The sequence below is a fragment of the Bradyrhizobium sp. MOS001 genome (assembly GCF_004634465.1).
Taxonomy (GTDB): domain Bacteria; phylum Pseudomonadota; class Alphaproteobacteria; order Rhizobiales; family Xanthobacteraceae; genus Bradyrhizobium; species Bradyrhizobium barranii.
In genome coordinates this window covers 77,608-102,388 of sequence record NZ_SPVJ01000018.1, presented here as the reverse complement: position 1 = coordinate 102,388, position 24,781 = coordinate 77,608, and the positions used below count along the sequence as shown (strand labels likewise).

Sequence of the window (24,781 nt, the reverse complement as noted above, 5' to 3'; positions counted from 1 at the left end):
GCGCCTGGCGGCGCGCTTCGCGGGGCCGTTGGTAGTTGCTCGGAGAGAGGCCATGTGCGGAATTGTTGGTGTCGTCGGGCGGGGCCCAGCCTCTGCTCTTCTTTTGGATGCGCTGAAGCGGCTTGAATATCGCGGATATGACTCAGCCGGTATTGCCACTCTCGAGGACGGTTTGCTGACGCGACGTCGTGCGGTCGGAAAGCTCGTGAACCTCAAGAGTCGGCTCGACTTGGAGCCGCTTGCCGGGCGGATCGGAATTGGTCACACCCGCTGGGCAACGCACGGCCGTCCCGATGAGACGAATGCGCATCCTCACATGGTTGATGGTGTGGCGATCGTGCACAATGGGATCATCGAAAACCATCGAGAGTTGCGCAATGATCTCAAAGCGGCCGGTGCACATTTTGCGACCGAAACCGACTCCGAAGTGGTTGCGCATCTCGTTAGCCGCGAGCGGAAGAACGGATACGAGCCGGTCGCAGCGGTGCGTAAGGTGCTCCCGCGCTTGAGCGGAACGTTCGCGCTCGCCTTCCTGTTCGAGGGGCACGACAATCTCCTGATCGGTGCCCGAAAGGGCTCGCCGCTTGCTGTCGGCTACGGTTGCGGCGAAATGTTCCTGGGGTCGGATGCGATGGCGCTCGCGCCTCTGACGGATATTGTCGCCTACCTTGAGGACGGCGATCTCGCCGTTGTGACCCGAGAGCAGATCGAGTTTATCGACGTGAACGGCGCGCGCCTGCGCCGTACGTCGGCCAAAATCGCTGGTGCCGCCGTGATTGTTCACAAGGGCGAGCATCGCCACTTCATGGCGAAGGAGATTCACGAACAGCCGAAGGTGGTTGGGCAGACGCTTGCGCAATATATCGCGCCCGACGGGAGGATCAGGTTGCCGGCAGGCGTGGATGTGGACTTCGGGACAGTCGATCGCGTGTCGATTGTAGCTTGCGGGACCTCCTTCTACGCCGGTCTGATTGCGAAGTACTGGTTCGAGCGCTACGCCAAGCTCCCGGTCGAGATCGATATTGCTTCGGAGTTCCGCTATCGCGATGTTCCGTTTGGCGCGGGCAATCTGGCGATTTTCGTGTCGCAATCCGGCGAAACGGCCGACACGCTCGCTTCGTTGGAGTTCGCCAAGACCCACGGCCAGCGTATTCTCTCTGTCGTCAACGTGCAAACCTCGACGATGGCTCGTTCGAGCCACATCGTAATGCCCACATTGGCCGGTCCGGAAATAGGGGTCGCATCGACAAAGGCGTTCACCTGTCAGCTGGCAATCTTGCTCTGCATTGCAATCGCTGCCGGTCGTAGTCGCGGTGTGCTCTCGGCCGAAGACGAGCGATCACTCGTCCGGGCCCTTGCCGAGATTCCAGGCTATATGGCGCGCGCGCTCGAACTGGAGCCGAAAGTCCATGAGCTCGCGCGTGAGATCGCCAGGGCCAGAGACGCTCTGTTCATAGGCCGGGGCACCAATTATCCGCTGGCATTGGAGGGTGCCCTCAAGCTCAAGGAGGTCACTTACATTCACGCAGAGGGCTATGCGGCCGGTGAGCTCAAACATGGACCAATCGCGCTGATCGACAAGGGCCTGCCGGTCATCGTCATTGCGCCGTACGACGCGACGTTCGAAAAGACCATGTCGAACATGCAGGAGGTGATCGCCCGTGGGGGCCGCATCATCCTCTTGACCGACGAGAGAGGTGCTTCACTCGCCGCGTCCAGTGGTTGCTCGGTCCTGGCCTTACCGGATATGCCCCCGATCGTGGCGCCGCTGGCTCTCGCGGTGCCGCTACAGCTCCTTGCCTATCACAGTGCCGCGATTATGGGGACCGACGTGGACCAGCCGCGGAATCTCGCGAAGTCCGTGACCGTCGAATAGCCGGTCCGGTCGCGCCACTTCCGCTTCAGAAAGAGGTGCTGTCGAAAGCAGGATGCTGGTCTGACAGACCGGGACGCTCCGAAATGGGTGCCTCTTTCGACCAATCCGCGTTCTCAGCGGCTCGGGGTAAAATCTGGTGGCCTTCGGGCCCAGGTTAAGCACCGACGTCCGCAGGGCAGGCGGCCCCGCTATATTGTAACCGCGTTGGCGGGGCCGCTGCTGCCAAGAAACGAGCTAGGTCCTGGAGGCTGCTTCCATCCGACGAAGCGAGTGGGTCGTCTCGGGGGCGATGCGGCTCGGACTTGAGATACACAACTCCTCAGAACCAGCCGCCTTGCGCGCGCTCCGCAGCCGGATCCTCGCAGACTCTTCGGCATCAGGCGGCAAGGGCAGCCCGTTCAGGGAGTAGTCCTTTCGGGTTATTGGAAGACCGTTCCGCTTCGAGATAGCTTCAGGCAAGCCCGTCCGGTCGACGAGCTCGTTTGGCATGCTACGTGCGCTTCGCGAGGGATCATGTCGGTTTTGACGGGAACGGCCGGCGCGGACATTCGACGTGGTGATATGATTAAGGTGATCAAAGGGAGGCTGTTCCCGGCGCTCCTTTACGAGCAACATGAGGGCGGCGCCGCCGAAGATATTCCCGAGGGCGCCCGTGCCTATTGCCTCAAAGACAAAGTCTGGCGAACGATGCCTCCGGGCTTCCGCCCCTCCTAGAGCTTGCTGGCAAACCAGCATCGCAAAATGGCCGAGCCAGGCTCGGCCAAGTCGTGAGCGGGCCGGGACCGCAACCTCCGCGGTAGGTCTGGACCGACGGCGGAGCGCCGTGTGTGCAGACTAGCTGCAGCTCAGCGGCAACGGCTGGTCGGGGTGCAGCTCGTACCAATCGTAGCAATCTGGATAGGCGCCGTAGAATCCGTATCCGGGTCGATCGCGACCAAAGCGGTGGAACGCATGTTGGCGCAGGCCGATGCCGCCGTTGCCGGCATGACCGCCGAATCCGAGATGTTCGCCGCCAAAGCCTCCATCACGCGCCATGCCGCCGAAATGCGCGCCGCCGCCGCCGAAGCCCATATGTCCGCCGCCAAAGCCACCACCGCCAAAACTGGCGTGGCCGCCGCCGCCAAAGCCACCACCGTGGCCGCCGCCGCCGCCACCGCCGTGCGCCTCGGCCGCTCCGATGGCCAGGGTCGAGGCAAGCGCCGCCGTTGCCAAAATCATGATTGCTCGTTTCATGGGACACTCCTTTCGTGTCGATCTGCCTGGTCATCCATGCAGTCCGCTTCCGCGTCGTGCCGTCGCCAAAAGCTCCTGATGACAAGGCTCGTGATGAAAGGAGAGGTAGGAGCGATGCGCGGCAATCCCACTAAATTCGACTTCAGGAACGAGGCGCACCGGTAGGGAAGTTGACCCTGCCGCGGGGGCCGCGGCCCACAAAGGGGCGGGCTGAACGTTCCGGCCCGCCCCCGTCGTTCGATGAGGAGCGGCCGACCGAGGCGCCCGGCCGGCCAGGGAAATGCCGTGATCAGAAGCTGCCCGTGCCGGGCTCGCAAGGCACGTTGTTGCCGGTCCACGGCGCCGTCGCGAAAGCGCCGACGCGCGGCGCAGGAACGCAGACGCGGCCTCCCTGCTGATAGAAGGGCGCATCCGGTGCGGCCGTATCGGTTGTCATCGCGGGCTGTCGCATGACGGAATGGTGCTCGCGCGCCATGACGGGTCCCCCGAGCACGGCGGCTGCAATCAATCCCGTCGACAAGAGTTTGAGAGTGGTCATTTCGGCTTCTCCTTTGATGACATCAGGCCGACCAAGCGGCTCCCCATCAACGTATGGACGGCCGGGCATTGTCCAAATGCACGAATTGCTCACCGGATTTCAACGGCCTGTGAGCCGACGCGGCGTTGCAAGCACGATCGTGCGAATGCGCAACATCCGTTGCCTTGAGAGTAACGGGAAGCGCATCGCGGGCATATGTTCATGAAAGCGCAGTTCAGAATGGAGGCGGAAGATGATCACGACGACAGCGAGACGTATGGCCATCGCGCTAGCCCTGTTGGCGACGGAGACGGCACGCTTCCTGAATCGCTATTTAGTGGTGCCCCATTCTCCGCAGGACTATCTCGTCAGACAACGAGTGGCCTATGGCAGGCTGGCGCGGCGCCGCGCGTTCAGAGCGGGCGGGCGTTGAACATGACGCTCCGGACCGCCGAGCCCGTGCTCCTCCGCCGCAGGCCGAAACGCCTCGCAGAACGTGGGAGCAGGATCATGACGCGGATTCTTCTGATCGAAGATGATGCCGAAACCGCCGAGGTGATCGTCGCCGAACTCGCCGATCGCGGTTTTGAGGTCCAATGGGCCCCTGACGGCGTCGACGGTCTCGATCGGGCGCGCGCGGCGTGTCCGGATGCCATGATCGTCGATCGCATGCTGCCCGGAATGGACGGGCTGACCGTGATCGAGGCCTTGCGCAAGGATCGGGTCGGGACGCCGGTGCTGGTTCTGAGTGCGCTCGGCGCCGTGGACGATCGGGTGCGCGGATTGCGTATGGGGGGAGACGACTATCTCACCAAGCCGTTCGCGATCATCGAGCTCGTCGCACGCATAGAGGCGTTGTTGCGCCGTCCGATGGACAGCCGCGAGACCACGTTGCATGTCGGGCCGCTGGAGCTCGACCTGATCGAGCGGACCGCGCGACGGGACGAGCGCGAGATCGATCTGTTGCCGCGTGAGTTTCGCCTGCTCGAATACATGATGCGCCGGAGCGATCAGTTGCTCACGCGCGCGATGCTGCTCGAAGAGGTCTGGAACTACAAGTTCGTTCCGGCAACGACGAATCTGATCGACGTGCATATGGGCCGGCTGCGCCACAAGGTCGATGGTCCCGGCGATGCGCAGCTCATCCACAATGTTCGCGGCTCCGGCTTCATTCTGCGTTCGCGCGCATAGAGACGCGAAACCCAGGGGCTCGCGGAGCAAATCTCGGACGAATACAGAGTGCCGGTTCGATGCGCCAGATTCAGTTCATCCGTTCGAACACGTTCCTCTGGGCCCTGGCGGTGGCGGCCGCATTTGCGCTGTTCGTGGTCGGGCTGTTCGCGTTCACCTATTGGAAGCTCGACGACTATCTGATCGCGCGATCCGACCGCATGATCGCGACCCGGATCAACTTCATCGCCGATTTGCCGCCGGGGCGCCGCATCGGAGCGATCTCCGATCATCTCGAGCAGGATTCCAGGGGCGTGCAGTACGCGGGACTTTTCAATGGTGCCGGCACCCGGCTGGCCGGCAACATCGACAGCTTGCCGCGCGCACTCGATCTCGGCGGAGCGGCGCAGGGTGTGCGGCTCGACCTCATCGAGAAATCGGCGGTCCACGGACCGGTCATCAGGGTCGTGGGCAGGCGTCTTGAGAACGGCGATGTCCTGGTGATGGGACGGAATGTCGATGAGACGCACGAGATCTCGAGTGTCGTGGGGCAGGCACTCGCGCTCGGCCTGCTGCCGGCGTTCTGCCTCTGTCTGCTGGCCGGAGCGTGGCTGAGCGTTCGCGCCCAGAGACGCGTGGAGGAGGTGAACCAGCGGGTGCAGCGGATCGTGGCCGGGGAGTTGCGCGAGCGGCTTCCGGAGGACAATTCCGACGATCCGTTCGGGCGACTGGCCAGGATCGTCAACGGCATGCTCGCCGAGATGGAGACCATGATCAACGCGCTTGCCGGTGTCGGCAACGATATCGCCCATGATCTCAGGACGCCGCTCACGCGCGCTCGCCTGGCGCTGGAGCGCGGCCGAACGCATGCGACCACCCTGGAGCAGCTCCAGGAGGTCACGGACAAGGCAATGGCCGGAATCGATCAGTCGCTCGCGATCGTCACCGCCTTGCTGCGCCTCACCGAGATCGAGAACAGTCGCCGCACCGCCGGTTTCGGCAACGTTGCGCTCGACGAGATCCTGCGCGAGGTGTGCGACGTCTATGAGCCCATCGCCGAAGACAAGGGCATCGGGCTTGGCGTCGTCATCGATCGCAATGTGCAGGTGTGGGGCGATCGGGACCTGTTGTTCGAAGCGATGGCCAATCTCGTGGACAATGCCGTCAAGTTCACGCCGCCCGGCGGCCAGGTGAGGCTCGAACTGGTGTCGGAAGACGACACGGCGCTCGTGCGCGTAAGTGACACCGGACCCGGCATCAGCACGCAGGAGCGCGAAGCGGTGCTGCGGCGATTCTATCGTTCCGACAAGATGCGCAATACGCCGGGGGTTGGGCTTGGACTGAGCCTGGTGGCCGCCATCGTCAAGCTGCATGGCTTTCGATTGATCATCGGTCCGGCTCCCGGCGGGCGGATCGAGATCCTTGCCTGGACCGGGAGGGCGAGCAAAGCCGCCGCATGCCGGTCCCGGACCCCAACTCTCGCAACCGTTAATCAGATGTGATGCCCCTCATGATGCGTGATGTTCTCGATGCCATGACATGCCGAGTGACATGCCGAATGTCTGAAGGCGAATTCAGGTTTGTTACGCTCAATTCAGTCGCCTCTGCCTCCGGAGGCTTCCTAGAGTCCGCTCGCCGGTTTCGTATGTGGGAGTGACAGATGCAGATCCGCCCCGAAGGCGTGAGGAATGGTGCCATGGCTGTCGCGGCCGGAGCCCCATCGCCCTCCTTCCTCAGCGCCTATTCCGCGGCCATCAAGCGCTATGAACTGCTTGAGCCCGGTCACGAGCAGCAGCTTGCACGCCGCTGGCGCGAGACGCGGGACCGTGGTGCCGTGAACGCGCTCGTCACGAGTCATCTCCGGCTCGCAGCCAAGGTGGCGCGCGGCTACAAGGGGTACGGTCTGCCCTTGGCCGATGTGATTGCGGAGGCAAATCTCGGCCTCGTCATCGCGGCGTCACGCTTCGAACCCGGCCGCGGTGCGCGGTTCTCCACCTATGCGGTTTGGTGGATCAAGGCCTCGGTTCACGAATACATCCTGCGCTCCTGGTCTCTGGTCAGGATCGGCACGACGGCAGCGCAGAAGAAGCTGTTCTTCAAGCTCCGTAGCGAGATGAGGAAAGCCGCGGGCGGCGCGATGGCGGCGCTCACGCCCGATGTCGCCGAGACGATCGCGGAAAGGCTCGACGTCACGGCGCGTGAGGTGATCGAGATGGATTCCCGCCTGAACGGTGACATGTCGCTGAATGCGCGCGTTGGCGACGACGAGCAGGGAACCGAATGGGAAGCGTTGCTGGTCGATCAGGCGATCGACGCGGAGACGGTACTCGCCGATCATGAGCAGACGGAGCGCCGTACCAACGCCTTGCGCGTTGCGCTGGGCATGCTCACGGCACGCGAGCGTCATATTCTGGAGGCAAGGCGGCTGGCGGAATGCCCGGTTACGCTGGACCAACTCGGCTTCGAGCTTTCGATCTCCAGCGAGCGGGTTCGGCAGATCGAGATCCGCGCCTTTGCCAAGGTCAGGCGAGCCGCAATTCTTGCCGCGCAGGATGCGGCACGCAAGCGCGCCGACGGCGCCTCGGGCTCACGGTCGCGGGAGCTCACCGCTCCATGAGCGATCGAGAAGCGGTGATGCCGGTACGAATGATGTCTGTCCTGCCGCGGAGCATCTGAATTCGTTTTCATTTGAACGGATGCTCTCCCGTCCTCATCTATTCAATGATCCCGCGCAACTTGCTTCAGGCAGAACCACCATGGGAATTGTTCGCTTCGCGCTACGGTTTCCGCACACGTTCTATGTGCTTGCGGCGCTGATCCTGTTTCTCGGCGGCATCGCGATCTGGTCGATGCCGACGGACATTTTTCCGGAGATCCGCATTCCCGTCGTCACGGTGGTGTGGAGCTACACCGGCCTGTCGACGCCCGAGATGGAGCAGCGCGTCAGCACCTACAGCCAGTATTCGATCAGCGCCAATGTCAGCGGCATCAAGAACATCGAGGCGCAAACTCTCAACGGTCTGTCGGTTCAGAAGATCTACTTCCAGCCGGACGTGAATCTCGACCTCGCAATCTCGCAGATCGTCTCGGCAACCAACGCCATCCGCGCCCTGATGCCGCCGGGCATTCAGCCGCCGATCATCGTACAGTTCAATGCATCGAGCGTGCCGGTGTTGCAGCTCAGCCTCGAGTCCAATAGTCTGAACGAGCAGCAACTATACGACTTCGGCATCTACCGTATCCGGCAGCAATTGGCGCCTGTTCCGGGCGTGACGCTGCCCACGCCTGCCGGCGGCAAGTACCGCCAGATCATGGTCGACATCGATCCGAACAAGCTCCTGTCGCGCGGATTGACGCCGCTCGACATCGTCAATGCGGTGAACACCCAAAATCTGACGCTGCCCACCGGGACGACGAAAATCGGCGACACCCAGTACACCGTTCGAACCAATGCCACGCCGGCCTCGATCAAGGATCTCAACATGATCCCGGTCAAGTTCGTGAACGGGGCCACGATCTTCCTGAAGGACGTGGCCCAGGTCCGGGACGGCTCCCAGGTCCAGCAGAACATCGTGCGCGAGGACGGTCATCGCGCCGTCCTGCTCAGCGTGATCAAGAACGGAAATGCCTCGACGCTCGCCGTCGTCAACGGGGTGAAGAAGGCCTTGAGTTCGATTCGCGCGTCGGCTCCTGCAGGGCTGAAGATCAACGAGCTGTTCGACCAGTCGGTCTTCGTCACCCATTCGGTGGATGGCGTGCTGCGCGAGGGCGCGATCGCGGCGGGCCTCACGGCGCTGATGATCCTGCTGTTTCTGGGATCGTGGCGATCGACGCTGGTCGTCTTGATCTCGATCCCGCTGGCGATGCTGTCTTCGCTGGTCGTGCTGTATTGTCTCGGCGAGACCTTGAACACGATGACGCTCGGTGGGCTTGCACTCGCGGTCGGCATCCTGGTCGACGATTCCACGGTGACGATCGAGAACACGCACCGACTCTGGACCGAGGAAGGCATGCCGTTGCCCGATGCGACGCTGCACGGGGCGGCTGAAATCGCGGTGCCGACGCTCGTCTCCACGCTCGCAATCAGTTGTGTGTTCACCTCGGTCGTATTTCTGGAAGGGCCGGCCAAATACCTCTTCACCCCGCTGGGTCTGGCGGTGGTGTTCGCGATGCTGGCGTCATATGCGTTGTCGCGAACGCTGACGCCGATCACCATCGGCCTGTTGCTGAAGGGCGAGCGGCGCCATGGCGAGGGCGGAAGCCCGTCGGGCATCTTCGGCCGCGCCTCTGCGATGTTCGAGCGCGGATTCGAACGCCTGCGCAACGGCTATTCCGATTTGCTGTTGACGTTGCTTCGGCGTCGCGTCGTCGTGCCGATCGTCGCGGTGCTGGTGCTGGCCCTCGGCGCCATCATGTTCGTCTATGTCGGCAGGGACTTCTATCCCCTGATCGACGGCGGCCAGATCCAGCTCCACGTTCGCGCGCCTGCGGGCACTCGCATCGAGAAGACGGAAGCAATCTTCCAGGCGGTCGAAGACAAGATCCGCCAAGTGATTCCGGAGCGGGACCGGGCGCTGATCGTCGACAATATCGGGCTTCCGGCGCGTCCCTACAATCTCGCATTCACGGACGGCTCGACGATCGGTGTGAACGACGGCACCATTCTGGTGTCGCTCAAGGATGGGCACAAGCCGACCGCGGACTACGTCAGGAAACTGCGCCAGGTGCTGCCGGCGGCGTTCCCGGAGGACACGTTCTATTTCCAGGCGGCCGACATCGTGACGCAGATCCTGAACTTCGGTCTTCCGGCGCAGATCGATGTCCGCACGGTTGGCTATGGCGACAACAATCTGGCCGTGGCCAAGGAGCTGCAGAAGAGCCTCGCGGCGATCCCCGGTGTCGTCGATGCGCATCTGCAGCAGGAAGTCGATGCTCCGGCGTTCTATGCCGACATCGACCGCACGCGGGCCGCCCAGCTCGGGCTCAACGCCAGCACGGTGGCGACCAATATCAATGTCAGCCTCAGCTCGTCGGCTCAGGTCTCGCCGAACTTCTGGACCGATCCGACGTCGGGCATCCCGTATTATCTGGCCGTGCAGACGCCCGAATACAGGGCCAATTCGCTGAACGCACTGGGAAACACGCCGGTGTCGGCCTCACTTGCCGCGAGCGGGCAGACGGTGCCCGGTCTCCTCAGCAATGTCGCGACGTTCAAGCGGGGGAGTGTCCCCACCAATTCGAACCAGGCCAACGTCCAGCCGGTGTTTGACGTCTATGCGAGCGTCCAGGGTCGCGATCTCGGCGGCGTCGCGGCCGATATCAACAAGGTCACGTCCACACTCCAGAAGCAGCTCCAGCCGGGTAATTCGATCCAGGTCCTGGGACAGATCCAGAGCATGAATCAGTCGTTCCGCAATCTCGGAATCGGCCTGCTGTTTGCCGCGATCCTGGTCTACCTGCTGATGGTCGTGAACTACCAGAACTTCGGCGATCCCTTCGTCGTCATCATGGCGCTGCCGGCGACCTTGTGCGGCATCTTGACGATGCTGTTCATCACCGGAACGACACTGAACGTGCCTTCGCTGATGGGGGCGATCATGGCGGTCGGCGTTGCCTCCGCGAATTCGATCCTGCTCGTGACGTTCGCGCGTGATGAGCAATTGAAGGGACATTCCGCGTTCCAGGCGGCGCTGAGCGCGGGCCGCACCAGGATCCGGCCGGTCCTGATGACTGCTGCCGCGATGATCGTGGGCATGATCCCGATGGCGCTCGGAGGTCCGGGCGAGGAGCAGAACGCCGCGCTCGCGCGCGCTGTGATCGGCGGACTTCTGTTCGCGACCCCGACGACTTTGCTGATCGTGCCGTACCTCTTTGCCATGCTGCGCAAAGGTAACGATGGCAAGCCTCACCACGGCGTATTCGAGGAGCAACCGGAATGAGCGACGTTCGTGTGCGGACCAATGACGACGAGGCGAGGGACCCGCCCGATGCGGAGAGCCGCCGCATCGTCGAGCTCCCCGGCAAGGCCGCGCCATCCGGACGCCGTTACGGCGGCGCGCTGCTCGGAGGAGGTATGCTTCTGCTGCTCGCGGGCGGTCTCGGCATTGGCGGCTGGCGGCACTATCAGGCGGCGCGTGAGGTCGCTGCAGTGGCGGAGCAGGTGAGAACCGCCATTCCGGAAGTGCGGGTGGCGGTGGTCCGGCCCAGCGGCGACCTGATGAAGGTTACCTTGCCGGCGACGACGACCGCGTTCGAGGCAGCCAATATCTTCGCGCGGACCAGTGGCTATATCGAAAAGCGCTATGTGGATATCGGCGATCGGGTCAAGAAAGGCGATCTTCTCGCGGCAATCACCGCTCCGGAGCTCGACCAGCAGATCGCCCAGGCCCAGGCGACGCTGGCGCAAAACCAGGCCGCCTTGCAGCAGGCGCAAGCGAGCCGGGAGCTTGCCGACGTCACCAATGCGCGCGACAGCAATCTGGTCAAGCAAGGCTGGCTGACGGCACAGCAGGGGGACAACGATCGTCTCACCCTGCGTGCACAGCAGGCGGCCGTGGGTGTCGCCCAGTCGAACATCACGGCGCAGGAGGCCCAGATTCGAGTCCTTCAGCAGGAGAAAGCCTACCAGCGCGTGGTGGCGCCGTTCGACGGCGTGATCACACAGCGCAACGTGGACAATGGCAGCCTGGTGCAGGCCGGGTCGACCTTCATGTTCACGCTGATGCATTCCAATGTGATCCGAACCCAGGTTTTCGTGCCGCAGGACGAGGCCTTCGGAGTTGGACCGGGCGTCGACGCGGATATTCGCGTCCCCGAGATTCCGGGGCGGACGTTTCCGGGGAAAGTCACGCGCATCGCAAGCGCATTGCAGCCGGGAAGCCGAACTCTGCTGACCGAGATCGACGTGCCCAATCCGGACGGTGCCTTAAGTCCCGGTATCTACTGCACGGTCGAGCTGTCGATCCCACGCAAGACGCCGTCGATGACCGTCTCGTCCGATGCGCTCGTCTTCGATCAGAACGGTCTTCATGTCGCGGTCGTGCGGAATGGCACCGTTCATCTGCAGCACGTCTCGATCGCGCGGGACTTGGGCACCACAATTGAAGTGCGCGAGGGCCTACAGCCCGGCGACCAGGTCGTGCTCAATCCGGCGGTGAACCTGGCGGAGGGCAGCAAGGTCACCATTCGCAAGGTCGAGGTCAGTTAGGAGCATAGAGATGATCCGGGTCGTGCTCGCAACAACGATCGCCCTGCTGTTGGGCTGTTCTTCGAGTGAGGCGCAGGTCTCAACGATGGGCACCACGGCGATGGGCCTTCCAACCGTACCGGGCGCGATCGTGACCTCGCCGCTCAATAGTCCGGGGCCCTTTTCCGCAACAACCGAGCCTGGCGTTCCCGACACGACGCTGGCGCCTGTTCCGCTCGCCTCGGATCCGACGACGCCGGGTACGGTCGTCGTCTGCGCCACGCCATCGACGTCCCCGATGCCGGTGCCGGCGACCCCGATCGTATCGAGCATCGGCTCGTCAGCGTCAGGCATCGGCGCTCCGCTATTGCCGGTCACAGGGCAAACCGGCAGCTCCATCGGAACGATTCCCGCAGCGGCACCGGCGGGAACGGGGACGACGGTCGCATGCAGCTCGACGCCGGGAGGGCTCGCGACAAGCGCTGCGTCCCTGCCGCTCTCGATCCCGCAAGTGCCGTCCAGTCTCGCGCCCGGCACGATCCTGGCGGACACCAGCGCTGCCGGCGGTACCGGCATCGATCCAAATGCCGCCGTCATGCCGAGCCCGAACAGCACGGCCTGCGCGGAAGGCGTCTCGATGAATCTCGCAGCGCCTGCGACCGTGTTGCCGGCCAACGCCTCAGGCGCGGCGCCAACGCCGGGAGTGTCGCCGATCTTGCCGCCGGGATGCTGAGGCGACGCCGCTACAGGACTCTCGTCGCACCGCGTGCGGATCGGGGGATGACACGTCGGCTGGCGTAGCCTTGGCCGTACCAGCGCTTCACGTTGCCGGGCGTAGCTTCAAAACTTCGGCGTCGGGCGGCAGCATCGTTCCACCGTCCCGGTATTTCCAGTCCACCATCACGCCCTTGTTGCCCCGTACAGTGGTGCGGCCGACGAAGGTCCCCATGGTGCTCTGATGGTCGATCGAACGCCAAATCGCCGGGCCGAACGGCGTTTCGAAGCCGACGTTGCCAAAGCCGTCGGCCATCGCCTCGGTATCGAATTTCCCGAGCTTTGCGATCGGTGCCACGATGGAGCTGATCAAGGCGTGACCGACCACGGATCCCATCGTGGGAGCCTCGCCATATCGTGCGGAATAGGCCGAGACGAAGGCGTTGTTGGCGTGATCCAAGACCTCGGTCACCGGATAGCCGGTCACGATCCATCCTTCCGGGGCGTCCTGCCCGAGCGGAAGAAGGTATTCGGGTTCGCCGGTCGTGAACGACACGACGTGTCGCCCTTCGAACAGGCCGCGATCATTGCCTTGCCGGACAAATCTGGCGAGATCGGGTCCGAAGGTGACGTTGAGGATCGCTTCGGGTTTCTGCTGCGCGAGAGCGTTAACGACCACGCCGGCATCAATGGCGCCCAGCGGCGGCCACTGACTGTTGATGAACTCGACGTCGGGACGACGGCGGCTCAGAAGCTGCGTGAACCATCTTACGGCCGACTGCCCGTATTCGTAGTTCGGGGCGATCGTCGCCCACCGCGTCGCCTTCAATTGAGCTGCCTCCTCCACCAGCATGGCTGCCAGCATGTATGTCGAGGGGCGGAGCCGGTAACAATATCGATGCCCTTGCTCCCAAACGAGGGCGTCGGTGAGCGGTTCGCTCGCCACGAAGAGGATCCGGTTTTGCCGGGCGAAGTCGCTGATTGCCAGTCCGACATTCGACAGATATGCGCCTGCCAGAAGATCGACGTCATTCCGCCGCACCAGTTCTTCGGCGGCACGCAGCGCGACGCTCGGCTTGCCTTCATCGTCCCGGCTGATGACCTGCAGCTCTCGCCCGAGGAGACCTCCACTCGCATTCAGCTGTTCGACCGCCAACTGCCAGCCGCGGCGATAGGGCAGGGTAAACGCGGGCGCGCTGCTATAGGAGTTGATCTCGCCGATCCTGATCGGTCTCGTGCCCTGGGCGCGGATGATGCCGGGCGAAAACACCGACGCGCCAACACTGCCTAAGACCTGTCGTCGAGAGATGCTCATCTGGTGCGATCCGGAGGATTGAGTGTGAGGGCTGGTCCAGCGCTGCAGGACATGTCGTGCCGGTCGAAAAGATCAGCAACCTAGTGGCAGGTGCAGGACGGGGGCCGGTCGTCGCCGCCTGTCGAAATCGAGATGCCGGGACTTGCAGCGAGACCGCGCGCAAAGGCGAGCGCGGGAAGATCGACCTCCCGATCGAACAGAGCGCTGACCGGACCGACGAGATCGAGAGCGGTCTGCTGGCGGTCCGACGCCGCCATGATCCTTGCCCAGGCTGCCGCGACCTTCAGCTCATAGAAGCGGCATTGCTGCTCTCTGGCAACGGACAGGCCCTCGGAGAACAGGACTTCCGAGCGGGACCGATCTGACGAGCCATCGGCAAGCAGGATCTCGCCCTTGATCCGCAGCAGATCAGCAAGGCACCACAATTGCTGGCCTTGCCGGGAGATGGCCAGGGCATCTTCCACGGCGGCCAGGGCCTGCGCAGTCTCGCCGACCGCGAACAGTCCTTCGGCGAGCGATCCGAGAAATTCGGGATTGCGCATCAGCCAGCCGTTCTCGGCCCGCGCTTTCAGTCCGCTGCGCAGCAGATCTATTCCATCGTGATGTCTGCCTTGCAGGACGAGCAACTGCCCCTTCAGGCAGGACGTCCAGCTCGTCCAGAAAGCTATTCCCTCGCGCGTGACGAGCTCGAGGAGAGACGCTATCGCCTGATCGGCAGTGGCGACATCATGCGTCATCAGCGCAATGGGGCACACGGCGTTCCGCAGCGCGTAAGCGATCGCGAGCTTGTCCTTCTCACGCTGCGCCTCCTCGAGGCATTCCGCGGCCAGGGATCTGCTCTGGGCGATCTTTCCCTGGAGCAGCAGCACGCGGGCTAACATGGCCTTTGCCAGGACGGTCTGGTTGAGCAGGAACCACATCTGGTTCGTGCCGTCCTTCAATCCGTGAGCCGAGTGGTCCAGGGACAGGGTCAGTTCGCGTCGAGCTTCCTCCTGCGCGCCGTAAAAATGGGTGGCGGCGCCGATCAGGCGGCGGCCGACCGTCTCGTTGGCGGGGTTTCCCGTGCGAAGGGCGATCGCCAGATATCGCTCTCCGACGCTCTTGGCCGCGTCATATTGGCCCGAGTTGAGATTATAGCTCCACAGCGTCCAAACAGCCTTGAGCTGAAGCTCGAGATCGGACAGCTCTTCGCCGAGTGCAAGCCCGATGTTCAGGGCCGCCTTCATGCGATCCGCCGAGCCAGTCGTATTGAGAAGCGCGAACCCCAGCGCGACGTAGAGCTGCGCCTTGAGCCTTGGATTGCAGGTGAGCTCTCCGTCAAGATGGGCGAGAGCGTGCTCGACCCGGGTCGAGCATTCCATGAAGGACAGCAGTTGCATCCACACCGGCACAAAGCCGGCCGTCAGCTCTACGCCGAGCGCGGCATCGCCGCCGGGTGCGAAGGCCCAGTCGAGCGCTGCATGCACGTTTCCAATTTCCTGGGCAAGGCGAGTGAGATCGTCGGAGGCGGGGGAGGCATCGCCAGGTGGCATGATGAGCTGCCTGAGAAAGCCCGCATGCCGTCTGCTGGCCTGCTCGCAGAGCCCTGCTTCTGCCAGCTTCTCCAGAGCATAGGCGCGGGTGGTCTCCAGCAGACGCCACCGCCCTTCGAAGGAGGGATCGAGCGAGACCAGCGATTTTCCGACCAGATTGAACAGTGTTTCGATGACGTCCGACCGGGACAACGCGTCGTCCATCATTGCAATGGCCGCATCGAGTGTGAAACCTGCCGGAAACACCGCGAGCCAGCACAACAGCCTTTGCTCGTCGGGCGATAACAGATCGTAGCTCCAGTCCAGCGTCGCTCGCAGGGTCTGGTGCCGTGGCAGTTGGTCCCTGCGGCCGCCGCTCAGCAACTCCATTCGCCTGTCCAGGCGAAGCAAGACCGTGTCGACCCCAAGATTCGCGGTCTGAGCCGCGGCGAATTCCAGCGCGAGCGGAATTCCGTCGAGCCGGCGACAGATGGCAGCCACTTTCAGCAGATCGTCCGCGCCTGGAGAGAAGTTCGCGCGTAGCGACTGTGTGCGAGCGACGAAGAGCTGCACGGCGCTTGCCTGCAACAGCACACCGGGATCACGCAAACCAGAGTCCGGAACCGACAGCGGCGGGATGGTCGCAACGTATTCGCCATCGATGCGGAGGCCTTCCCGACTGGTCGAAAGAATAGTGACATTGGGACAATAGCGAAGTGCGGCACTCGCGATCTGTGCAGCGATGTCGATGACATGCTCGCAATTGTCCAAGATGAGAAGCAGACGCCGTGACCCGATAGCCTGCGCGATGCAGGCGGCCGAAACCTCCTTGTCACTCAAGGCCAGCTTGAGCGCACGGGCGGTGGTCGATGTCGCAAGTGCCGGATCATGCAAGGTCGCGAGCTCGACCAGCGCCACCGCACCATCGAATGAGGATGCGACCAGGCGCGCAAGTTCGATGGCCAGCTTTGTTTTCCCGATGCCTCCCGGGCCGACCAAAGTCACGGCCCGATATGCGAACATAAGTTCGGCAATTTCGCTCAGGCAATCCTCGCGCCCGATAAGAGGAGCGCGCGTGTTCGGCAGGTTGTTCGAAAAGGATTCGATGGCCGGGACGGATACCGATGTCGCTGCGGGCTGATCCAAATGCCCGCTTCGCCAGGTCCCGGCGAGGGTATATCCACGGCCCGAGATCGTCTTGAGGAGATCGCGATCTTTGCCCAGCGCCTTGCGGACGGCGGAGATATGGACCTGTAGCGTGTTGTCCTCGACGGCCAGGCCTGACCAGACACTTCCGATCAAATCATCCTTGGTCACCAGGTGACCGGCGCAACCCGCCAGTTTCTCGAGAATCTCGAATGCGCGGCTTCCGATCGGGACCGTGATGTTGTCGCACTTCAGCTCTCTCCGCTGGCAATCGATGAGCCAGTTACCGAAAGAGTAGGTTCGTACAGCGGGCGAAGGCGACATAAGGGGGTCCGTGGATCAGCTTCACTGCCGCAATCTAGGAGAGTGACGTGACCCCCAAAGATCACCGCCCCTGGCAAGATTCTGAAAGCGTCAGTATGCCCAGGTGTCGTACAGGGGAGGCCGTTGGGGTGTCAAGACGACCTTCTCAGTAGCCGGCTGTTCGCCATGGCTCGATGCAGGCGTCCGAAACGCTCGTTGCTTGCACACGAATTCGTGAGGACGAATGGGAGTGCCAAAATGGGAGAGCGGGCCGGAAGGAGCGTGCAGCACATCCCGACAGCAACACGGGGCAGGGGACTTCGCGTCGCAACGGTTCAGAAGCTCGGCAGCCTGCTTGGTCTCTTCGTTATCGAGCGGTCGAAGCGACACCTGTTCACATCGCGAGCTGCAGGATATCGCGCGGCATCTCGATTGAAAGGATGGCACGACGCATCGCTTCGACTGTGTCGGCAAGTCGGCGAAGGAGAGCCTGAAGTTTCCTGATTTTGCGCCTCTTCACTCGCGATCGGGCCATAGCTTGCTACCTTACTCTGCGATCGATGCGCTTCGCCGGAATGGGGCATCATCGTTTGGATTGTCCTTGCCAGAGTAAGATCATGTCTCAGCCATTATTACTGTCGCCACAACCGAAGCATGGCGACACCCAGGCGACCGTCACCGCGGACGAAACAGATTTCCGCTCGGCCATCGCAATGGCCTCGATCGCGCCGCTTCCGAAGGTCATCGCGCCTACCACCGTTTCGCGCAGGGACGATCTGTCCCCCCTTGATGCAACGACGATTGCCTTCGAGCGGCTCGGTCTGGTCATTGCGATCGAAGGGCGGCCACGGCGCAGCTCCAGCATATCCCCGTGTAATCCGGCGCGCGACACCGGCTGGCTTCGCGTCGAAATCCCGTGGCAACGCGCGGCCATGACTGCACCTAGCTCTCTGACAACGGCGCCCATTTGTGACGACGATCCGGTTGTTCAGCGCCTGTCCGAAGCTCTCGTCGCGATGGAGCGATTGAAGGCCACCGATAGCGCCCTTTGCGTCGACGCCCTGCGATTTGCCGTCATTGCCCGGCTCCTTGCCTTGCGGTCCGAGGCGGAGCCGAGGTTCGACGAGCGAGCCCGCGTCGGCCAATGCACTTCTGAAAGGCCGGTCCACGGATTGCAGAAGTGGCGGCTCAAGCGGGTGCTCGACTATATCGAGACTCACTTCCGCAAGAAAATCGTGCTGGCGGATCTTGCCGCGGCCGCGGGCCTGAGCCGGATGCATTTCGCCGCCCAGTTCCGCGCCGCGACGGGTTGCAGGCCTCACGAATATATCTTGCGGCACCGGATACAGCGCTCCAAGGATCTGCTGCGGGACTGCGAGATGCCGATTGTTGAGGTCGCGCTCACAGTGGGTTTTCAGAGCCAGGCCCACTTCACGACGACGTTCAGGCGCTTCACGGGTGACACGCCGAGTCGATGGCGAGATGCCGCTGCGGCTGGATTCGATCTTTGATGCCCCTGCCTCGACCGAATAGGCCTCTGCCCTCGCGGGGCCTGAGACTGCAGTGGCGAGGTTGGTGAATTCCGCGATGGAGCTGGCATCGCTCTCGGATCCGCTGCAGATGCCGGGCCGCGGCGTTGGTACGGATCAATGCGTCTCAGACAGGGCCGGTCGGAAGAACGGGGCTTCATAGGGCCGCCATTCTTCCTCCAGTCACGTCTGTGAGATGGAAGCCCCCGAAGCGCCGAGATGAATCTCTTCAAGTCCGCGCTGACGATTGCCTTGCGGCAAGGGGGCTCGCTCCGGCTGGCGTGCTCAATAGCCCGACTTGGGCTCGCACGGAGGCCGACGCCAGGGGTCGCTCGCATACGCGCCGACGTCGGGAGCGCGAACACAGTTGCGCTTGGACGTCACCGGAACGCGCTGAACCGACGCATAGGCGTCGTCATTGGTCCGGCGCGCCTGGTTGTTGCCTTCGCGAGCCATCGCGGGGGAGGCGATCATGGCCGAAACCATCAGTCCCGCCGACAAGAGCTTCAGTGTAGTCATTGCACGTCTCCTTGACAAAGCGACGCCGGGAACGCCTCGGCTCGCCTGCCAGACATGTGTACGCGTGTGTCGGATGAGCAGTATCAATTGAACGATCATTTTCGCCTTTGCACGAAGTCGGCGCCCGCGCTTCATCTCGAAAGCGATTGCTCGCTAGTCGGGCGAAAGCGTTATCTGGTCCGAATGGCCATTCATGAGCGGACCGAACCATTCCCACTTCTCGCCGGTGAAGCGCATCATTTGGAGATGCTCAATCGGGCGAAAGTCCGTCGGCGATGTCTTGACCCGGACGCCGGGAATATAGGCCGCCCCCTCGATGTCGAGATTCGTCGCCACCTGCATGATCCTCTCGCGTGTGAGATCGTCGCCACAGCGCCTAAGCACCTCAACGAGCGCGCTCGACATATTGAATGCCACCAGCGGGCCGCTTTCGGATCGATCTGCGTCCGGATAGTATTTCGCCATGAACGCGCGAAAATGCTGCATGCCCGGGTATGAGTCCCACTGCGGGTCGGTCACGTCCATCTGGTACCCGGCACTCAGGACTCCCTTCGCGTTGTCCAGTCCTGCGAGCTTCAACACAGAGCCGACCGAAACCGAGACGTTCGTCATGATGTGGACGGGATGCCAGTCCAGCTCGGCGAGCTTCCTGATCGCCTGAGCCGCGAATTTTGGCGTGGCGACATTGATGAAAATGTCGGGGGCGGCCGCCTTGATCGCCACGATCTGCGAGTCGATTGTCGGCTCGCTGATTTCATATGGCAGGCTCGCAACCACCATTTGCGCGTACCCGTCTTGTAGCACCTCCTTCAGGCCAGCCAGATAGTCGCGTCCGAAGTCGTCGTTCTGGTAGAGGATGCCGATCCTGGCGCCAGGGTGATGCGTCAGGATATAGTCCGCGTAGATGCGTGCCTCGGTTCGGTAGCTCGGTAGCCAGCCGATCGTCCACGGAAAGTGGACGGGATCAGCCCAGCGAGATGCCCCCGATATGGCGAACAATTGCGGCACGTGGCGATGGTTCATGTACCTTTGAATGGCGGCGTTGCTCGCGGTACCGAAGGGGGCGAAGATCGCGAGCACTTCGTCGTCCTCGACGAGCCGCCGTGCCTGCTCGACCGCTCGGGACGGATTGTAGCCATCGTCGTAGGAGATGAACGCGACTGTCCGGCCGTTGATGCCGCCATTGTCGTTGACCATGCGAAAATACGCACTCATCGTCCTGCCGATGATGCCGTAAGCCGATGCCGGGCCGCTATAGGGCATGATGTTGCCGATCCTGATCTCGGTGTCGCTCGCACCGGGATCGTATCGCTGTTGCGCAGAGGCGCTGGCTGCGCCGGCCGCAAATATGACGGCGACGATCGCTAGTTTTCGCAAGCGCCTCGCAATGTCCGGACTCAAATGGCCACTTCCACCGGTGATCAAGCGATGCCTCCATAGCGCTGCTGGTTTTCGTGCCTGCCGGGCGGCGGTATGGCGCCAATGGAGGGCCTGCTCGTCCAACAGTCGATAGCCGGAGTGTAGCGCGGGACCCGACGCGAGCCGGATTACAGAAGCTGAAGAACTGTGAAGTTTTACAATGGTGTGCGTAGAATTGACCCGTCACCGGCGCCCGATCTGGGGGAGCGTTCTACGCCGTCGTCGCGAACAAACGTTCGGAGCCGATGATATCGATCGAGGCTCCGGACCCGCGGGGTGCGCCGCATGGCGCGGTCGCACTCCGAGCGAGGTCACAGACAGGCATGGTGACGCGGCAATTTGCCTTTGCGTGTTGCCGCCGCTCACCGATGCCCGTGGCGGTTGTAGATGTGGCCCGCTCCGAACACCGGAGCCGCGCCACCGGACCGCTCGAGACCCATTCGCCCTGCCGGCGTCAATGCGCCGCCATTCAGCACGTCGCGATTGGGATACATTGATGCAAATGCGGCGGGCTCCTGATCGGCATAGGACCAGGCCGCGGAGGCGGATGATATCGTTGCCGTTGAAAGCAGCACTGCGGCGATCAGGGTTTTGAATGCACTCATAGCGATTCTCCATTGCTTGTGATGTGCGGAGAGTCGCTTGGCGATGATCGCTGCTCGGCTGATGGCGTTTCCGGAATTGCTTTCTATACCGGGCTATATAGGCAGTCCGGCCGGAAAACCCCGCTTGTTGAGCATCACTCTTGCGAGAAGATGACGGGAATATCAGGCAGTGCGCGCGGTTACCAAGGTCTGATGCGTCTTCGAAGCCGAACTCTGTCACAATTGTCATAGTTGCTCGCGCGATCGTGCGTGGTCGAATCGTGTGCGACGCCCAGTTCTAGGTGCAGGTCATACAACATGAGGAGTGTGAGCCATGAGACTGCTCTGGTTTCTCTGCGTCGTCGCCAGTCTTGCGCTCTCGGGTGTCGCATCGGCCCGCGGCGGCATGGGATCCCACATGTCGATGGAGAGCGGTGGCGCGCTCGGTACCAGCGCTGCTGCGCCGGGAACGAACTCGCTCGGCACCGCGCTCCCGTCATCGGAGGGGGTTGGTCATCCGACGAAGGGACCGCTGCTCGGCTCGGATGCGACCATCGACAAGGAGGACGCACGGGTCGAGAAGATGCTGGAAGGATCCATCTGTCGCGGCTGCTGACGTGCGAGCATTGCGATATTTGCGGCGAGTGTCTGGCGGCCTTGGTCGCCGGACAGATTGTGTATTTTGAATGCGTTGGTGATACGCTGGGCGCAAGATCAAGCAACCGCCTGGGGCTATGCCGATGATGGCCGAGCCAAACCAGCGCCCCGTCTACGCTTGCGCTGAATGGGAGATCGATCTTGCCAGACGCGAACTGCGCTCGATGGGAGAGTCCGTTCCTCTGGGCGGTCGTGCCTTCGAGATTCTTGCGGAATTGGCTCAGGCCGAAGGCGGGCTGGTCACCAAGAATGACCTGACGGAGCGTGTCTGGCGCGGCGTCTTCGTCGAGGAGAGTGCACTTCGGGTCCATATCGCGGCGATCCGGAAGGCCTTTGGTTCGGATCGTGACATGCTGGCGACAACGGTCGGCCGGGGCTATCGCCTGCTGGGTTCATGGCGGACCCGGCAGATGGCTGCCCCGCTACAATCTGCCGCACCCCAGCCACTGCCGTCGACCAACATTCCCAATGCATCATTCGTTCTCATCGGCCGCACCACCGCGGTCGCGCGTTTGTGGGAGCTTCTATCGGCTTATCGCGTCGTGAGCCTCGTCGGGCCTGGCGGGATCGGCAAGACGGCCCTTGCACTACAAGCTGCCAGGACGCCGCCAGCCGGTTTTGCGGCCGACCGGTTGCTGGTCGAATTGGCCTCGCTGCCCGATCCCAAGCTCGTGTGCTCGGCCGTCGCCAGCACGCTCCGTATCAAGCTCGAAGGGGAGGAGATCACCCCGGGCTCCATAGCGCGCGCGATTGGAGCCAGGCAGTTGTTGCTCATTCTCGACAATTGCGAGCACGTCGTTGATACCGTGGCCCAACTGGCCGAGACGATCGTCAGCCAGTGTTCCGGAACGATCGTCCTGGCGACAAGTCGCGAAGCGCTGCGCATTGACGGCGAACATGTCTATCGCGTTCCGCCCCTGGGTGTGCCGCCCGAAGTCCGGCTCGGGTCTGACGCCGCATCGGCCTACACGGCGGTAGAATTGTTCACGACCAGAGCGAAAGCGCTGGGCTCCAGCTTCGCGCTCGACGAAGAGAACCTTGATGCCGTCGCAGCCATCTGCCGCCGGCTGGATGGCATTCCGCTCGCGATCGAGTTCGCGGCGGCGCGCGCCGTGATGCTCAGTCCGCCGAAGATCGCGGCACTTCTCGACGACAGGTTCAAATTTCTGACGACCGGCCGGCGTACTGCGTTGCCCAGGCAGCAAACGCTTCGTGCGACGCTCGACTGGAGCTACGATCTACTGCCGGACGCCGAGGCGCGGGTTCTGCGGCGGCTCGGCGTGTTTGCCGGAGAGTTTCTACTCGATGCCGTGATCGCGGTCGCCGGCGAAGGGATGGGCGATGTCACCGCGGAGCTTGCCAACCTGGTGGCAAAGTCGCTCGTCCTTGCGGATATTCGCGGCGAGCGCCCGTACTATCGCCTGCTGGACACCACGCGCGCCTATGCGCTGGAAAAGCTTCACGCCAGCGGCGAATTTCCCGGCGTCGCGCGCCGCCAGGCCGGATACTATGGCGGGTTCTTTGCGAATGCGGAAGCTGACAGCGAAGTGAAACCGCAGGCGGAGTGGCTCGGCTTTTATGGCCAGCACATCGACAACGTACGATCCAGCCTCGATTGGGCTTTCTCGCCCGACGGAGATGCGCAGATCGGAGTGGCGCTGACCGCAGGGGCCGTCCCGTTATGGGTACAATTGTCGCTCCTCGCCGAGTGCCGCGAGCGGACCGAACTGGCGTTGGCCAGCCTCGACGGCAGCGCCGCGGGCGCTTTGCGGCTCCGCATGCAATTATCGGCCGCGCTTGGCTGGTCACTGATGTACGGCGTTGGCAGGGCTCGAGAGGCCGGTCCGGCCTGGGCGGCGACCCTGCAGCTGGCCGAGCAGCTCGGCGACAGCGACTATCTGTTGCGTGCGCTTTGGGGGCTCTGCATCGATCAATTCAACAACGGCGAGTTCCGCAAGGCGTTGGAATTCGCGCACCGCTTCGCGGATATCGTGGCCGATTCCCAAAATTCGGTCGACCGGATGATGGGCGATCGGCTGCTTGCCACGACGCTGCACTACCTCGGTGACCAGCGGTTGGCGCATCATCACATTGGGCGGACCTTGTCTCGCCTTTCCGATCTGGCGGCGAAGCCGCAGGTGATCCGTTTCAGGTTCGACCTGCGAGCCTCGGCACGCTATTTCCAGGCGCGCATCCTGTGGCTTCTCGGGTTGGCGGATCAGGCACTGAGCGTCGTCGAGCGCAATGTCGAGGAGGGCCGTGCGAGTGGTCATGCCCTGACCTTCTGCAGCGTACTCGGCCAGGGTGCCTGTCCGATTGCTTTCCTGGCCGGCGACCTCGATGCTGCGGAAGGCTATTGCACCATGCTGCTCGAGCACACCGAACGTCATCCGATCCGTCTATGGAACGTATGGGCGCGCGCCTTCAGGGGCATGGTGATGGCGCGGCGTGGCGATGTCGCCGCCGGATTGACGTTGCTGCGCAAGGCGCTCGAGCTGGCGGGCGAGGCGCGTTTCCTGCCGCGCTTCCTGCTTCCTCTCGGCGAACTGGCAGCATGTCTCGGAGAGGTCGGCGAAGTATCGCTGGGGCTTGCGACCGCGGACGAGGCGCTTGCGCGCTGCGAGGCGAGGGATGAGCGGTGGTACGCGGCTGAGCTCTGGCGCATCAAGGGCGAGTTGCTCCGGCATCCCGGCGAGCGTCGCTCGGCTATCGCCGCCGAGCAGTGCTTCGACAAGGCTTTCGAAGTCGCGCGCGGCCAAGGTGCGCTGTTCTGGGAGCTGAGAGCGGCCATCAGCCTGGCACGGTTGAGGACGAGTCAGGGCCGTCCCGCCGATGCGCACCAAATCCTGGCTCTTGTGTACGGCAAATTCACTGAGGGTTTCGAGACCACGGATCTCAGGCTCGCGAGAGCGATGATGACGGAGTTTTCGACATAATAGTACGGTCGGTGCTCCAGGATGCCCCGGGGGCGGCGTCCGATACATGTCATCGGACGCAGGTGCGGCCTCGGCGAGCGCCGCATCCCCCGTGCTCCAGAACGTTGGCTTCGAAGTCCTATTGCCGGACCAAGAATGCGCCGGCCCCTCGACGCGGTCTTTCCAT

Annotated in this window: 18 protein-coding genes; 11 read left to right on the top strand and 7 right to left on the bottom strand. The window is 63.0% G+C overall.

Translation table 11 applies throughout. The annotated features are described in order from the left end of the window. The first annotated feature begins 52 nt into the window (after nt 1-52). Nucleotides 53-1,876, top strand: coding sequence for a glutamine--fructose-6-phosphate transaminase (isomerizing) (gene glmS, locus CT676_RS22520; RefSeq protein ID WP_085401027.1), 1,824 nt, complete (start codon nt 53-55; stop codon nt 1,874-1,876). 513 nt (nt 1,877-2,389) lie between these two features. Continuing rightward, on the top strand, nt 2,390-2,590 hold the full coding sequence (locus CT676_RS22515; protein ID WP_063984312.1) for a hypothetical protein: 201 nt from the start codon (nt 2,390-2,392) through the stop codon (nt 2,588-2,590). Nucleotides 2,591-2,710: 120 nt separating this feature from the next. Here CT676_RS22515 and CT676_RS22510 read toward each other — a convergent pair whose 3' ends face one another. After that, complete coding sequence (locus CT676_RS22510) at nt 2,711-3,109, bottom strand: hypothetical protein (RefSeq protein ID WP_135215372.1); 399 nt, start codon at nt 3,107-3,109, stop codon at nt 2,711-2,713. A gap of 289 nt (nt 3,110-3,398) precedes the next feature. Then, nucleotides 3,399-3,647 carry a hypothetical protein gene (locus CT676_RS22505; RefSeq protein WP_071915339.1) on the bottom strand — a complete coding sequence of 83 codons (249 nt, stop codon included), beginning with the start codon at nt 3,645-3,647 and terminating at the stop codon, nt 3,399-3,401. A gap of 489 nt (nt 3,648-4,136) precedes the next feature. Between CT676_RS22505 and CT676_RS22500 the strand changes: the two genes are divergently transcribed. From CT676_RS22500 to CT676_RS44155, 6 genes are all read left to right on the top strand, one after another. After that, nucleotides 4,137-4,817: a response regulator transcription factor gene (locus tag CT676_RS22500; RefSeq protein ID WP_085401050.1), complete on the top strand. Its 681-nt coding sequence runs from the start codon at nt 4,137-4,139 to the stop codon at nt 4,815-4,817. A gap of 59 nt (nt 4,818-4,876) precedes the next feature. Then, entirely contained in the window at nt 4,877-6,298 is a 1,422-nt protein-coding gene (locus CT676_RS22495; RefSeq protein WP_085401032.1) for an ATP-binding protein, read from the top strand. 194 nt (nt 6,299-6,492) lie between these two features. After that, the gene (gene rpoH / locus CT676_RS22490; RefSeq protein ID WP_085401051.1) at nt 6,493-7,413 is read left to right on the top strand and encodes an RNA polymerase sigma factor RpoH; all 921 of its coding nucleotides are present in this window, start codon (nt 6,493-6,495) and stop codon (nt 7,411-7,413) included. Between the two features lie 139 nt (nt 7,414-7,552). Then, a complete protein-coding gene (locus tag CT676_RS22485; protein WP_085401034.1) occupies nt 7,553-10,735 on the top strand; it encodes an efflux RND transporter permease subunit in 3,183 nt (1,060 codons plus the stop codon). Next, nucleotides 10,732-12,003: an efflux RND transporter periplasmic adaptor subunit gene (locus CT676_RS22480; protein WP_063984307.1), complete on the top strand. Its 1,272-nt coding sequence runs from the start codon at nt 10,732-10,734 to the stop codon at nt 12,001-12,003. Before CT676_RS22485 ends, CT676_RS22480 begins: the two co-directional genes overlap by 4 nt. A gap of 10 nt (nt 12,004-12,013) precedes the next feature. Next, entirely contained in the window at nt 12,014-12,715 is a 702-nt protein-coding gene (locus CT676_RS44155) for a hypothetical protein (RefSeq protein WP_161495808.1), read from the top strand. Nucleotides 12,716-12,802: 87 nt separating this feature from the next. Here CT676_RS44155 and CT676_RS22470 read toward each other — a convergent pair whose 3' ends face one another. Both CT676_RS22470 and CT676_RS22465 read right to left on the bottom strand, forming a co-directional pair. Continuing rightward, the gene (locus CT676_RS22470) at nt 12,803-14,011 is read right to left on the bottom strand and encodes an ABC transporter substrate-binding protein (RefSeq protein WP_085401037.1); all 1,209 of its coding nucleotides are present in this window, start codon (nt 14,009-14,011) and stop codon (nt 12,803-12,805) included. Nucleotides 14,012-14,091: 80 nt separating this feature from the next. Beyond that, nucleotides 14,092-16,992, bottom strand: coding sequence for a winged helix-turn-helix domain-containing protein (locus CT676_RS22465; RefSeq protein ID WP_085401039.1), 2,901 nt, complete (start codon nt 16,990-16,992; stop codon nt 14,092-14,094). A gap of 596 nt (nt 16,993-17,588) precedes the next feature. Between CT676_RS22465 and CT676_RS22460 the strand changes: the two genes are divergently transcribed. Further along, nucleotides 17,589-18,482 carry a helix-turn-helix transcriptional regulator gene (locus CT676_RS22460; protein ID WP_085401041.1) on the top strand — a complete coding sequence of 298 codons (894 nt, stop codon included), beginning with the start codon at nt 17,589-17,591 and terminating at the stop codon, nt 18,480-18,482. Between the two features lie 303 nt (nt 18,483-18,785). Here the strand turns inward: CT676_RS22460 and CT676_RS22455 are convergent, their stop codons facing one another. The 3 genes from CT676_RS22455 to CT676_RS22445 all read right to left on the bottom strand — a co-directional run bounded on the left by CT676_RS22455 (nt 18,786) and on the right by CT676_RS22445 (nt 21,043). Further along, on the bottom strand, nt 18,786-19,019 hold the full coding sequence (locus tag CT676_RS22455) for a hypothetical protein (RefSeq protein WP_063984302.1): 234 nt from the start codon (nt 19,017-19,019) through the stop codon (nt 18,786-18,788). A 153-nt stretch (nt 19,020-19,172) separates the two neighbouring features. Further along, nucleotides 19,173-20,396, bottom strand: coding sequence for an ABC transporter substrate-binding protein (locus CT676_RS22450; protein ID WP_244623235.1), 1,224 nt, complete (start codon nt 20,394-20,396; stop codon nt 19,173-19,175). 404 nt (nt 20,397-20,800) lie between these two features. Beyond that, nucleotides 20,801-21,043 (bottom strand): hypothetical protein, encoded by a 243-nt coding sequence (locus tag CT676_RS22445; RefSeq protein WP_085401044.1) that lies wholly within the window; start codon nt 21,041-21,043, stop codon nt 20,801-20,803. Nucleotides 21,044-21,356: 313 nt separating this feature from the next. Here CT676_RS22445 and CT676_RS22440 point away from each other — a divergent pair, with 313 nt between their 5' ends. Together CT676_RS22440 and CT676_RS22435 are read left to right on the top strand one after the other, a co-directional pair. Further along, a complete protein-coding gene (locus CT676_RS22440; RefSeq protein WP_028153535.1) occupies nt 21,357-21,638 on the top strand; it encodes a hypothetical protein in 282 nt (93 codons plus the stop codon). Nucleotides 21,639-21,756: 118 nt separating this feature from the next. Next, complete coding sequence (locus CT676_RS22435) at nt 21,757-24,615, top strand: winged helix-turn-helix domain-containing protein (RefSeq protein WP_135215371.1); 2,859 nt, start codon at nt 21,757-21,759, stop codon at nt 24,613-24,615. The last annotated feature ends 166 nt before the right edge of the window (nt 24,616-24,781 follow it).

Coding starts and splice junctions, on each gene's coding strand:
- CT676_RS22485 (WP_085401034.1), top strand. CDS start 7,553: ATGGGAATTGTTCGCTTCGCGCTACGGTTTCCGCACACGTTCTATGTG.
- CT676_RS22510 (WP_135215372.1), bottom strand. CDS start 3,109: ATGAAACGAGCAATCATGATTTTGGCAACGGCGGCGCTTGCCTCGACC.
- CT676_RS22505 (WP_071915339.1), bottom strand. CDS start 3,647: ATGACCACTCTCAAACTCTTGTCGACGGGATTGATTGCAGCCGCCGTG.
- rpoH (WP_085401051.1), top strand. CDS start 6,493: ATGGCTGTCGCGGCCGGAGCCCCATCGCCCTCCTTCCTCAGCGCCTAT.
- CT676_RS22455 (WP_063984302.1), bottom strand. CDS start 19,019: ATGACTACACTGAAGCTCTTGTCGGCGGGACTGATGGTTTCGGCCATG.
- CT676_RS22470 (WP_085401037.1), bottom strand. CDS start 14,011: ATGAGCATCTCTCGACGACAGGTCTTAGGCAGTGTTGGCGCGTCGGTG.
- CT676_RS22440 (WP_028153535.1), top strand. CDS start 21,357: ATGAGACTGCTCTGGTTTCTCTGCGTCGTCGCCAGTCTTGCGCTCTCG.
- CT676_RS22445 (WP_085401044.1), bottom strand. CDS start 21,043: ATGAGTGCATTCAAAACCCTGATCGCCGCAGTGCTGCTTTCAACGGCA.
- CT676_RS44155 (WP_161495808.1), top strand. CDS start 12,014: ATGATCCGGGTCGTGCTCGCAACAACGATCGCCCTGCTGTTGGGCTGT.
- CT676_RS22500 (WP_085401050.1), top strand. CDS start 4,137: ATGACGCGGATTCTTCTGATCGAAGATGATGCCGAAACCGCCGAGGTG.
- CT676_RS22435 (WP_135215371.1), top strand. CDS start 21,757: ATGCCGATGATGGCCGAGCCAAACCAGCGCCCCGTCTACGCTTGCGCT.
- CT676_RS22465 (WP_085401039.1), bottom strand. CDS start 16,992: ATGTCGCCTTCGCCCGCTGTACGAACCTACTCTTTCGGTAACTGGCTC.
- CT676_RS22460 (WP_085401041.1), top strand. CDS start 17,589: ATGTCTCAGCCATTATTACTGTCGCCACAACCGAAGCATGGCGACACC.
- CT676_RS22515 (WP_063984312.1), top strand. CDS start 2,390: ATGTCGGTTTTGACGGGAACGGCCGGCGCGGACATTCGACGTGGTGAT.
- CT676_RS22495 (WP_085401032.1), top strand. CDS start 4,877: ATGCGCCAGATTCAGTTCATCCGTTCGAACACGTTCCTCTGGGCCCTG.
- CT676_RS22480 (WP_063984307.1), top strand. CDS start 10,732: ATGAGCGACGTTCGTGTGCGGACCAATGACGACGAGGCGAGGGACCCG.
- glmS (WP_085401027.1), top strand. CDS start 53: ATGTGCGGAATTGTTGGTGTCGTCGGGCGGGGCCCAGCCTCTGCTCTT.